Origin of the sequence: Brenneria goodwinii (assembly GCF_002291445.1) — a bacterium.
GTDB classification, from domain to species: domain Bacteria; phylum Pseudomonadota; class Gammaproteobacteria; order Enterobacterales; family Enterobacteriaceae; genus Brenneria; species Brenneria goodwinii.
Genome location: NZ_CP014137.1, coordinates 4404591 through 4416441 on the forward strand (window position 1 = coordinate 4404591; position 11851 = coordinate 4416441).

Annotated in this window: 9 protein-coding genes; 6 read left to right on the forward strand and 3 right to left on the reverse strand. The window is 53.6% G+C overall.

What is annotated here, in order from left to right; translation table 11 throughout:
* The first annotated feature begins 147 nt into the window (after positions 1-147).
* The 5 genes from ACN28R_RS19510 (at position 148) to ACN28R_RS19530 (ending at position 5610) form a co-directional block, all read left to right on the forward strand.
* Positions 148-852, forward strand: coding sequence for a DUF3053 domain-containing protein (locus tag ACN28R_RS19510; protein ID WP_095835853.1), 705 nt, complete (start codon positions 148-150; stop codon positions 850-852).
* A 350-nt stretch (positions 853-1202) separates the two neighbouring features.
* Complete coding sequence (locus ACN28R_RS19515) at positions 1203-3125, forward strand: PTS mannitol transporter subunit IICBA (RefSeq protein WP_095835260.1); 1923 nt, start codon at positions 1203-1205, stop codon at positions 3123-3125.
* 67 nt (positions 3126-3192) lie between these two features.
* A complete protein-coding gene (locus tag ACN28R_RS19520) occupies positions 3193-4341 on the forward strand; it encodes a mannitol-1-phosphate 5-dehydrogenase (RefSeq protein WP_095835854.1) in 1149 nt (382 codons plus the stop codon).
* Positions 4342-4499: 158 nt separating this feature from the next.
* Positions 4500-5033, forward strand: coding sequence for an MltR family transcriptional regulator (locus tag ACN28R_RS19525; RefSeq protein WP_197088966.1), 534 nt, complete (start codon positions 4500-4502; stop codon positions 5031-5033).
* Positions 5034-5247: 214 nt separating this feature from the next.
* Positions 5248-5610, forward strand: coding sequence for a YibL family ribosome-associated protein (locus tag ACN28R_RS19530; protein WP_048636958.1), 363 nt, complete (start codon positions 5248-5250; stop codon positions 5608-5610).
* A gap of 295 nt (positions 5611-5905) precedes the next feature.
* On the opposite strand, the gene ACN28R_RS19535 is transcribed toward ACN28R_RS19530, so the two are convergent.
* The 3 genes from ACN28R_RS19535 to fdhD form a co-directional block, all read right to left on the reverse strand.
* Complete coding sequence (locus tag ACN28R_RS19535) at positions 5906-7804, reverse strand: methyl-accepting chemotaxis protein (protein WP_095835261.1); 1899 nt, start codon at positions 7802-7804, stop codon at positions 5906-5908.
* 455 nt (positions 7805-8259) lie between these two features.
* Positions 8260-8886, reverse strand: coding sequence for a superoxide dismutase [Mn] (gene sodA / locus ACN28R_RS19540; protein WP_095835262.1), 627 nt, complete (start codon positions 8884-8886; stop codon positions 8260-8262).
* A 283-nt stretch (positions 8887-9169) separates the two neighbouring features.
* Entirely contained in the window at positions 9170-9988 is an 819-nt protein-coding gene (fdhD, locus tag ACN28R_RS19545; protein ID WP_048636961.1) for a formate dehydrogenase accessory sulfurtransferase FdhD, read from the reverse strand.
* A gap of 326 nt (positions 9989-10314) precedes the next feature.
* Between fdhD and exaC the strand changes: the two genes are divergently transcribed.
* Positions 10315-11850, forward strand: coding sequence for an acetaldehyde dehydrogenase ExaC (gene exaC / locus ACN28R_RS19550; protein ID WP_095835263.1), 1536 nt, complete (start codon positions 10315-10317; stop codon positions 11848-11850).
* Position 11851: the final 1 nt, after the last annotated feature.

Sequence of the window (11851 nt, forward strand, 5' to 3'; positions counted from 1 at the left end):
CCGATTCTCTTATCCTTATCGCGGGTTTACTGGGGCGTTTAGCCGCTGCCTGGGGACTTTGAGAACGATAGGGTAGAGATGCATGACGCTAACAAAAAATCACTGATTGAGAATCAGCTACAACAGGGGGATGGAATGAAAGGATGGATGGAATATCGCTCACGCTGGCTATTGCCGGTACTGATGTTCTTTATGGCGTTGCAGCTTACCGCATGTGGCGATTCTGAAGCCGACCAACGCAAAGCGTTTATTGATTTTCTACAAACGGTCCATCTGCAACAAGATGGGAAACTTCCTGCGCTGAGCGAAGAGCAAAAGACGAAATTCGGGCCTTTTGCTGATGATTACGCGATTTTAACTACATTTTCTCAACAGTTAAATCAAGCGGTGGCAGGAAGCCTGACGCCGATGCTGACCCAGGTTTCCCAGATTCGCGTACCGCAGGATTATCTGTTGCAGCGCGACAATCTTCGCCAGTCCATCGGGGCGATAAATCAGCTGGGGCAGCAGATTCAGGAGGCGAAGGCGCAGGCGGATAACGCCCTGCGTATGCGCAAGCAGCCGGAAGAGTTACAGGTTATTTACGGGCGGCTGTATGCGCAAGTCGTTACCCAGCCGACCAACGTACTGCTGCCCACTATTCCCAGCGCGCTCTCGTTTATACAAAGCCTGATTCAGGTGGGGGATTACCTTGAAGCGCAGGGCAATCAGGCGGTTTTTAACGGCAACTCGGTGCAGTTTCCGACGCAGCAGCAGGTTGCGCAATACAACAGCATGGTGTCGGGGTTGGCTATCCAACAGCAGAATCTGATGAATGCGCTGAAACCTCTTAACGGCTCCGCCAACCGATAGTGATGTTCCGTTCTCGCGAATCGGCGTCAAATCAAAAATAAATTGTGATTCAACTCTCATAAATGGAATAAATGAATGTTGCGGATATGTGATATGCATCACATGTCCGCAGACTGTTCCTGCCTAAATTTTGTTCAATTTCCCTATTTTTGTGAACCACATCACTCATTTGTGACCTTCCTGTAGGTTGAATGTGTGATTTTTGTCACAAAACCTCTCCTGATTGCTAAGCGAAAACAGAGTGCTAGAGTCCGATCTGCATACGGGAATGCGGACGGATATTGGTCACTCCGCTCACGATAAAAATCACGCGCTCTCATCGTCAGCGCGCTCAATAGGAGTGTGTTTTTATGCTTTCACCAGATATCAAGATCAAAGTTCAGAACTTTGGTCGCTTTCTTAGCAACATGGTGATGCCCAACATCGGCGCATTTATCGCCTGGGGTATTATTACCGCGTTGTTTATTCCCACCGGTTGGTTGCCTAACGAGACGCTGGCGAAACTGGTTGGGCCAATGATCTCTTACCTGCTGCCGTTGCTGATTGGCTATACCGGTGGTCGCCTGGTGTTTGGCGAACGTGGGGGCGTGGTTGGCGCGATCACCACAATGGGGGTGATCGCCGGGACCGATATCCCGATGTTCATGGGGGCGATGATTGCCGGCCCGTTGGGCGGCTGGGCCATTAAGCGCTTCGATCGCCTGGTTGACGGCAAAATAAAAAGCGGCTTTGAAATGCTGGTCAACAACTTCTCTGCCGGTATTATCGGCATGCTGTTGGCGATCCTATCATTCCTGGCTATCGGCCCGTTGGTTGAACTCTTCTCACAGGCGCTGGCCGCCGGTGTGAACGTGATGGTGCGCAATGGCCTGCTGCCGCTCACCTCTATTTTCGTCGAACCGGCAAAAATTCTGTTCCTGAACAATGCGATTAACCACGGTATCTTCTCGCCGCTGGGTATTCAGCAGGCGACTGAAACCGGGAAATCGATCTTCTTCCTGATTGAAGCCAACCCCGGCCCCGGTCTGGGCGTACTGATCGCCTATATGTTTTTTGGCCGCGGTAATGCCAAAGAGTCTGCGCCGGGGGCGGCGATTATCCACTTCTTCGGCGGGATCCACGAAATCTACTTCCCTTACGTGCTGATGAATCCGCGCCTGATTATTGCCGTTATCCTCGGTGGGATGACCGGTGTGTTTACCCTCGGCTTGCTGAATGGCGGTTTGATTTCTCCGGCGTCTCCGGGATCGATTCTGGCCGTGCTGGCTATGACGCCAAAAGGCGCCTACTTCGCCAATATTACGGCGATTGTGGCGGCATTTGCCGTGTCCTTCGTGGTTTCCGTCATTTTGCTGAAGAGCACGAAAAACAAAACCGAGGACGATCTTGGCGACGCGACTCGCCGCATGCAGGAGATGAAATCGTCAGCCAAAGGCGGCGATCGTGCCGCTGCAGGCGTCAGCGGCGATCTGAGCACCGTGCGCAAAATCATCGTGGCCTGTGACGCCGGTATGGGGTCCAGCGCCATGGGGGCCGGCGTGCTGCGCAAGAAAGTGCAGGATGCCGGGCTGAAAAACGTTTCCGTAACCAACAGCGCCATCAATAACCTGCCGGAAGATGTCGATCTGGTGATAACCCACCGTGACCTGACCGAACGCGCGCTGCGTCATGCGCCGCAGGCACAACATATCTCGCTGACCAACTTCCTTGACAGCCAGCTGTATAGCGATCTGGTCGCGCGTCTTGTCGCTGCGCAGGGACAAGGCAGCGCCTCTCCGGCGCCGGTTGTCGCGGCCGCCAAATCGGATGTTGCCGAAGAAGGGGCGAAGCTGTTCCAACTGAGCGCCGCCAATGTCTTCCTTAATCAGCATGCGGACACCAAAGAACAGGCTATTCGTTTCGCCGGTGAACAACTGGTGAAAGGGGGCTATGTCGAGCCGGCCTATGTCGAGGCCATGCTGGAGCGTGAAAAACTGACGTCAACCTATCTGGGTGAATCCATCGCGGTGCCGCATGGGACGATCGAAGCGAAAGACCAGGTGCTGAAAACCGGCGTGGTCTTCTGCCAGTTCCCTGACGGCGTGCGCTTTGGCGAGAGCGACGATGACGTTGCTCGCCTGGTCATCGGTATTGCCGCCCGTAATAACGAACATATTCAGGTCATTACCAGCCTGACGAACGCGCTGGATGACGAATCGGTAATTGAACGTCTGGCCCATACCCAGAACGTACAGGATGTGCTCGATCTGTTGTCGGGCAAAAAGAGCGCCTGAAACCACGGCGATGCCGCCCTGGCGGGCGGCCTCTTTTCTGAATGTTGTTTTAAAAGGGTAAAGCATGATGAAAGCATTACATTTTGGTGCCGGTAATATCGGCCGGGGATTCATCGGTAAACTGTTGGCTGACGCCAATGTCGAACTGACTTTTGCCGACGTCAATCAGCAACTGCTGGATGCGCTGAACAGCCGCAAAAGCTATCAGGTTCGCATCGTGGGAGAGCAAACGCGTCTTGATACCGTCAATAACGTCAGCGCCGTTCACAGCGGCAGCCCGGAAGCGATTGCGCTGATTGCCGACGTCGATCTGGTCACGACGGCGGTCGGGCCGCAAATTTTGGAAAAGATCGCCGGCACGATCGCGCAGGGGCTGGTGAAGCGTCATGCCAACGGCAATGTGCAGCCGCTGAATATTATCGCCTGTGAAAATATGGTGCGCGGCACCAGTCAGCTCAAGCAGCATGTGCTGAAACTGCTGCCGGCCGCCCAGCAGCAGTGGGCGGCGGAACATGTGGGATTCGTCGATTCCGCCGTTGACCGCATCGTGCCACCTTCCGAAGCCGGCGACAGCGACGTGCTGGCCGTGACGGTGGAAACCTTCAGCGAATGGATCGTCGATCAAACGCAGTTCAAGGGTACGCCTCCGGCTATTCCCGGTATGGAGCTGACCGATAATCTGATGGCGTTCGTTGAACGCAAACTGTTTACGCTCAACACCGGTCATGCCATTACCGCTTATCTGGGTCAGCAGGCCAAACATCAGACGATCCGTGACGCCATCCTCGACCAGAAAGTTCGCGCGGTGGTGAAAGGGGCGATGGAGGAGAGTGGCGCGGTATTGATTAAACGCTATGGCTTTGACCCTGCGAAACATGCCGCGTACATCAATAAGATCCTCAGCCGTTTTGAAAACCCCTATCTGCACGATGACGTTGAGCGTGTGGGCCGTCAGCCATTGCGTAAACTGAGCGCCGGCGACCGGCTGATTAAGCCGCTGCTGGGGACGCTGGAGTACCAACTGCCGCATGATAATTTGATTATCGGCATTGCGGCGGCGATGCATTTCCGCAGCGAGCAGGATCCTCAGGCGCAGGAGCTGGCGGCATTATTGAAAAAATTGGGGCCGCAAGCGACACTGGCGCAGATTTCCGGCCTGGATGCCGAGAGTCAGGTTGTTGCCCAAGCGGTGAGCGCCTATAACGCCATGCAGTAAGCTGCGCATCGTGGCGCCAGGCAGATCATTTCCTCTTCTAGATCCTTGGGGGCGTTCAATACAGGTGATGTCGGGCATAATCGGCATCACCCTTATCCGCCGGTAAATTCTATACCGGGGGGTGAGGAATATATGTGCGGGTTAACGGTACGAGAGGGATGATGGAAGAAACACAGGCGTTTGAAAACCGGGTTCTTGAATCGCTGAATTCAGCAATCACGGTGCGCGATTTCATGCTCCGGGCCGTTGAACTGCTGGCTGAAGCGGTCAGTATTCTTATGTTGCAGGTGTTCCGCAAGGATGACTACGCCGTTAAATATGCGGTTGAACCGCTGATGACGGGAACCGGTCCGCTGGGGGATCTGTGCGTGCGTCTCAAGCTGATTTACGGATTAGGGATGATCAGCCGTAAAGAGTATGAGGACGCCGAATTGCTGATGGCGCTGGGCGAAGAATTATTGATCGACGAGCATGATTATCGCTTTACGGACGATGAAATCCTCGGCACGGTCGGCGAACTGCACTGCGTCAGTATTTTGCCTGCCGAACCGCCGCTTCCCGCCGGCGGGGATCCTGACGATACTTTGCTGGTTGGCATGCAGCAACAGCGTTATCAGCAGATGGTGCGCTCCACGTTGGTATTATCGCTTACGGAACTGATTTCCCGCATTAGCTTGAAAAAAGCCTTTTAGGCGGCGTTTCTATTTCCTTGTTCACTGCACCTGAAACACAGTTTAGTGTATGCTTGCCACGCATGGTTCTCCAACGTCAAGTAAGAAAGGTATACCCTTCATCTTTCAAGTCGCAGATACGTTGGCTGGTCAAATTCATTCCCGACAAATTTATCAATCGGTTGCCGCCATCCTGCAACTCGAAATCTATTGGGTATATACAGGTTTATACGTTATGAAAGAGCAGGAAAAAACAGAAATTAAACGTCTTAGCGATCAATTGGATAAGTTGAATCGTAAGCAAGCCACCCTGCTTGCGCAGGGCGATGCCGAAGCGATAGCCCTTAATGCGGCGGCATGCGAGAAGCTGGCGGCGGAAATTGAGCGTCTGCGCGATGTGAGAGAGCAAAAGCTCAGTCAGGAAGCGCAAAAACTGTCCCGCTTGCCTTTCAGCCGCGTGATTACCAAAAAAGAGCAAGCCAATCTGGGCGGGTTGAAGAAAAGCGTACGCGGATTGGTGGTGGTGCATCCCATGACGGCGCTGGGGCGTGAAATGGGGTTAAAAGAGATGACGGGCTACGCGCCCAAGGAATTTTAAGCCGGCGGCCCAATGCTGATTAACGCCGTATCGGCCAACGACGCCCGTCATCCCCGCGGCAGTAAGCGGGGATCTCCTACTGAAACCGTAAACAGCCATTGACAGATTCCCGGTTACTCGCCCCATCCCCGGGGCTCGCCCTTCGGGCCGCCGCAAGCGGCGTTCAAAAACATTCCCGATGTTTTTGTGCGCGGGAATGACGAGAGTGAGAGTCAGCCGGAAGAAAGCGACTTGACGACAGAGGCTCAACACAGTCTCTGCGATAAAATATATCCCGTCATCCCCGCGGCAGACATTACCGTTTGTAGCCCAGCTGTGGCGACGAATGGGAAAGCGCGATGCCGGCCGGCGTGTCGTCGTCCTGTGAATTTGCAAGATGGAATACCGAAACCGCCTGTTTGAGCAACGCGGCCTGCTCTTCCAGTGAATCCGCCGCTGCGGAGGATTGCTGGACCAGCGCGGCGTTCTGCTGGGTGGTGCTGTCCATTTCCACGATCGCCTGATTAATCTGGGTAATTCCCCGGCTCTGTTCATCTGACGCCGTGGCGATCTCGCCCATAATGCTATGTACCTGGGTCACCGAGGTAACGATATCATTCATCGTTTTACCCGCATTGCCGACCAGCGTTGCCCCGTGGCTCACCTGCTCGACGGACTCGGCGATCAGGCTCGCAATTTCTTTTGCCGCCTGTGAACTCCGTTGCGCCAGGTTGCGCACCTCGCTGGCAACCACGGCGAATCCCCGTCCTTGTTCACCCGCGCGGGCGGCTTCAACGGCGGCGTTCAGGGCCAGAATATTGGTCTGAAAAGCGATGCCGTTGATAACGGAGGTGATCTCCGCAATGCGCCTGGAGCTGTGTTCAATATCATTCATGGTTTTCACCACGTTGTTTACCTGCTCGCCGCCCTGCTTCGCCGTTTGCGATGCGCTGATGACCAGCGTATTGGCGTGGTGCGCGTTGTCCGCATTCTGTTTTACCGTTGCGGTCAGCTGTTCCATGCTGGCGGCGGTTTGCTCAACGGCGGCGGCCTGCTGTTCCGTACGAGAGGACAAATCGGTGTTGCCGGCGACGATCTCCCTTGAGGCGTTAAAGATCTGGCTAACGCCGACGCGGATCTCATCGATCATGTTATGCAGGTTGGCGTTCATCTTTGACATGGCTCTGATGAGCTGGCCCAGTTCATCACGACGGGTGGTGTTGACGGTCATGGTGAGATCGCCGGTAGCGATGCGCTCGGCCATAACCAGCGTTTTACTTAGCGGCGTGGTAATCTGACGTGAGATAAACCAGGAAATCAGTAATCCAAAGATTAACGTAATCAGCGCGGTGACGGCCAACTGTATCTCGGAAGTGCGGATATCCGCCTGCGTGAGTTGTAGCTGCTCGTTAAGCATGGACGTGATGATCGCATTGAGCTGTTCGGCGATGTCCTGTATCTGCTGCGCCTGAGCCATCTCTTCCTGATAAGCGGGAATATACGCCATGGCTCGCCCTTCATACACGTTCACGGTATCAAGAACCGGCGTAAGTATCGCCTGTTGCTCCGTGGACAGATACGGATTCTGGTGCAACGCATTGAGCGAGGTCTGCGCTTCCTTAATGGCCGCCGCGAGTTTTGCCTGTGATTCCTCATCGCGCGACAGCAACAAGCCGCGGACATGATAGCGTACGGCCATCAGTTTTTGATTAAGATCGGCAAGCAGTAATTGCAGCGTCATCGGGCTGTAGTCTGTAATGAATTGTTCGCCCAGTTTTTTTAACGGTTCTTCCGTCTCGGAAATATTCCAGCTTTCCCTGACGTCATCTTTTTTGTGAACGGCATCAATGTAACTTTGCTGTTTTTGTTGATATTCGGCAATCAGATTTTCTATCTGCGGGAATTTGGCGTTGATGCTTTCAGGCCAATTCAAGTCTTTAGCGTGAGAGATATAGGTACTAATTTTATCGATGCTGATATTATTCTGTTTTATATCTTCGGGGTCATAGGCTGTGCTATAGCGTGCCCGGTAATATTTGGCCTGATTAATTTCATCATTGATATTGTTGCTTACATTCACCTTATCAATGCTTTCTTTTAATTCATCAATATGCATGACGCCAGCGCCAGCGATAATGACCGTCATCATTAGGACCAGGAAGAAACCTAAGCCTAATTTTTTACCGACGTTGATATCTTCAAATTTTATCGCCATTTTTTTCTTCCACTATCTCATAAACAGAATACCTTCTCTGGCGCGAGCATCACATTTCATACTGCCGATAATGGAAGGCTGCGCCATAAGCAGTCGTGTGAAGCACAGCGTATCGATATATAAATCACACGATAGAATCACGTATAAATTATCGGCAATAAGTAACAATACTTTAACTTTTTAGCTGATGGGGCGGTGTTGGAAAAATAGGCGGGAGAAGGGCAATAAAAAATTTCCGGGAGAAATTTTCAACGTCGCTTGCGACGAACGGTTATTCCGGTGAGTTTGATGACAACGTCCAAAACGTTGCCGTTAGCAATCCCACCGCAAGCCTCTCCCAGTGAAGGGAGAGGCTTGCGGTGGGGTTGGAATCAGATGGTTTGTCGGCAGTCTGACCGGAATAACGATCCGCTATTCCGGTTTTTTATCCACCGATAGTAGGTCAATAGCGCAGATTATTTTTTCGCTTCGGCGAAACGTTTGGCTGCTTCGTCCCAGTTGACGACGTTCCAGAACGCTTTGATGTAGTCAGGGCGGCGGTTCTGATATTTCAGGTAGTAAGCGTGTTCCCACACGTCCAGCGCTACGATTGGGTAGCCGGATACGCCGGAAATGGCTTCGCCCATCAGCGGGCTATCCTGGTTGGCGGTGGAAACAACCGCCAGTTTGCCGTCGTTTTTCAGAACCAGCCAGGCCCAGCCGGAGCCAAATCGAGTGGCGGCAGCCTGTTCAAATTTTTCTTTAAAAGCGTCGACGCTGTCGAAATCGCGTTCAATCGCGGCTTTCAGATCGCCAGTCAACGTCGTGCCCAGTTTCAGACCTTTCCAGAACAGGCTGTGGTTGGCGTGACCGCCGGCGTTGTTGCGTAACGCGGTTTTTTTCTCTGCCGGTACTTTGTCCAACTGCGTGATCAGTTCTTCAACAGGCAGTTTGGCGAACTCAGGCAGGGATTCCAGCGCTGCATTAGCATTGTTGACGTAAGTCTGGTGGTGCTTGGAGTGATGGATTTCCATCGTTTGTTTGTCGAAATGTGGCTCCAGCGCGTCATAAGCATAAGGCAGGGATGGTAGTGAATAACTCATGTTTGGCATCTCCGTGGTTGTAGTACTTAAGTGTGTAGTACTGAAACGAGGTATCGTACACAATTATTCTAGTACACAAAATATAGCGGCACCGCTTTATGTTAGCACCGCGTAAGAATTAGGTTCATTATAGTTAATTAAATGATATTGAAAATGATTATTCTTGTTGGGAGAGGATGACGTTTGCCTGCTTAGCCCCGTATAACAAGCGCTTATGTGGTTAGGCTATGAGGTAAAACAAATCAATCTAAAGCCAGAAGTCCGCTTTGTGCCGCCGGCCTACTCACTCATACAGTCTTTGCGGATGAGTATAGATGGTGGAGCGCCCTGGCCGGCAGAATCCCACCAACGTCAAATTGCAGCGCTCGGCGACCTCGACGGCCAGCGAGGTTGCGGCGGAAACCGCAAACAGGATCTCTACGCCGCACATGGCGGACTTTTGCACCATCTCATAGCTGGCCCGGCTGGAAACCAGCACGGCGCCCTGGCGCCACGGGTTTTTGGCGCGCATGCCAAGCAGCTTATCCAGCGCGACGTGGCGCCCGACATCTTCACAGCCGCCGCTGAGCGTTCCTTCCGGCGTAATCCAGGCCGCGGCGTGGGTACAGCCCGTTAATTGGCCCACCTGCTGCACGTTCTTCAACTGCGTCAACGCGGATTCCAGATTGCCAAGAGAGAAGGTTTGCGTAAACGGCAAGGGCGTAATGGGTTTGCCGATCTCGGCCAGCTGTTCCACGCCGCAGACGCCGCATCCGGTACGGCCGTCCATCGCCCGGCGCCGTTCTTTTAAACCGGCGAAGCGGCGGCTGGAAAGCTCGATTTGCACTTCAATGCCGTTGCACACGGGTTGAACATCGATGCCGTAAATCTCCTGCGGCGACTGGATGATGCCTTCCGACAGCGAAAACCCCAAAGCAAACAGCTCCAGGTCTTTCGGCGACGACATCATCACCACGTGAGAAATACCGTTATAGACCAGCGCCACCGGTACTTCTTCGGCCAGCCAGTCGGTCTGCGGCTGCGTTAGCGCGCCCTGATGGCTTACCGTGCGTTGGCATGTTCCTGTAGGAAGCGTGACGGTTTGTGGATTAACGCCTTTCACCTGAAGTCCCTATGAGTAAGTAAGTGCCGCTGATTCATCCCGCTATTATTTCACTGCCTCCTGGCCGATGCGAACTTTTCTCTGCAAACAGCGATCGGGCGCGTGGCCATGGTTGTCAATTTGTTTCTTTATGGTTGCAAAAATGTGACTTACTTCGAAGAGTCAATATTCTCCTTTGCCGGAAACTGTCATAAATCTCGATCGCTGCATAGGATTTAACCATGTTCTCTATTTAACGTTTAATTAACGTTTGGCGATCATTTTCACACTGCCTCTTTTTTCACCGCGGCTCCGCCGCGTACCCAGACCGCGAGAAGGAGATTGAAATGGCCTATGACATCTCTGAAAGCCGGGCGACGACCGGTGAGTATGACGCGCTTAATCTGAAAAAACGTTATGACAACTTTATCGGCGGAGCGTGGGTTCCACCGGCAGGAGGACAGTATTTTGTTAATCTGACGCCGGTGAGCGGCCAGCCTCTGTGCGAAGTTGCCAGTTCCACCACGCGGGATGTCGATCACGCGCTGGATGCGGCCCACAAGGCGAAAGCCGAATGGGGCGCCATGTCCGTGCAGCAGCGCGCTCTGCTGCTGAACCGCATTGCCGACAGAATGGAGCAGAACCTTCAACGGCTGGCCATGGTGGAAACCTGGGATAACGGTAAGCCCATTCGGGAAACCAGCGGCGCGGATGTTCCGCTGGCGATCGATCACTTCCGTTATTTCGCCGCCTGTATCCGTTCTCAGGAGGGGGCCATCAGCGAAATCGACAGCGATACCGTCGCCTATCATTTCCACGAGCCGCTTGGCGTGGTCGGCCAGATTATTCCCTGGAACTTCCCGCTATTGATGGCCTGCTGGAAGATGGCGCCCGCGCTGGCGGCGGGGAATTGTATCGTGCTTAAACCCGCCAAGCTGACGCCGATGTCGGTACTGGTCTTGATGGAGTTGATTCAGGATATTTTGCCGCCGGGCGTGATTAACGTGGTGAACGGGTCGGGCAGCGAGATTGGCGAATACCTGGCGACCTCGAAGCGCATCGCCAAAGTGGCGTTTACCGGTTCGACGGAAGTGGGTCAGCAGATCATGGGCTATGCGGCGCAGAACGTGACGCCGGTGACGCTGGAGCTGGGGGGCAAATCGCCGAATATCTTCTTTGCGGACGTGATGGATAAAGAAGACAGCTTCTTCGATAAGGTGTTGGAAGGGTTCACGCTGTTCGCCTTTAATCAGGGGGAGGTGTGTACCTGTCCGAGCCGAGCGCTGGTTCAGGAGTCGATCTACGATCGCTTTATGGAACGGGCCATCAAACGCGTTGAGTCTATTCGCATTGGTAACCCGCTGGACAGCAAAACCATGATGGGCGCCCAGGTATCCGCCGGACAGCTGGACACCATTCTCAATTACATCGACATCGGTAAGAAAGAGGGCGCTCGGGTACTGACCGGGGGCCATCGCAAAGAGATGTCGGGCGAACTGGCGAAAGGATATTATCTGGAGCCTACCATTCTGTTCGGTAACAACAGCATGCGCGTCTTTCAGGAAGAGATCTTCGGGCCGGTATTGGCGGTAACGACGTTTAAAACCATGGATGATGCGCTGGAAATCGCCAACGACACCGAATACGGCCTTGGCGCGGGCGTGTGGAGCCGCAACGGCAGCGTCGCCTACCGGATGGGGCGCGGCATTCAGGCCGGACGCGTCTGGACCAACTGTTACCACGCTTATCCGGCGCATGCCGCGTTCGGCGGCTACAAACAGTCGGGGATTGGGCGTGAGAACCACAAGATGATGCTGGAGCATTATCAGCAGACCAAATGCCTGTTGGTGAGCTACTCGGAAAAACCAATGGGGTTGTTTTAAT

Bases quoted from the DNA above. Each gene is read 5' to 3' on its own strand.
- ACN28R_RS19510 (WP_095835853.1), top strand. From the start codon at position 148: ATGGAATATCGCTCACGCTGGCTATTGCCGGTACTGATGTTCTTTATG.
- ACN28R_RS19515 (WP_095835260.1), top strand. From the start codon at position 1,203: ATGCTTTCACCAGATATCAAGATCAAAGTTCAGAACTTTGGTCGCTTT.
- ACN28R_RS19520 (WP_095835854.1), top strand. From the start codon at position 3,193: ATGAAAGCATTACATTTTGGTGCCGGTAATATCGGCCGGGGATTCATC.
- ACN28R_RS19525 (WP_197088966.1), top strand. From the start codon at position 4,500: ATGATGGAAGAAACACAGGCGTTTGAAAACCGGGTTCTTGAATCGCTG.
- ACN28R_RS19530 (WP_048636958.1), top strand. From the start codon at position 5,248: ATGAAAGAGCAGGAAAAAACAGAAATTAAACGTCTTAGCGATCAATTG.
- ACN28R_RS19535 (WP_095835261.1), bottom strand. From the start codon at position 7,804: ATGGCGATAAAATTTGAAGATATCAACGTCGGTAAAAAATTAGGCTTA.
- sodA (WP_095835262.1), bottom strand. From the start codon at position 8,886: ATGAGTTATTCACTACCATCCCTGCCTTATGCTTATGACGCGCTGGAG.
- exaC (WP_095835263.1), top strand. From the start codon at position 10,315: ATGGCCTATGACATCTCTGAAAGCCGGGCGACGACCGGTGAGTATGAC.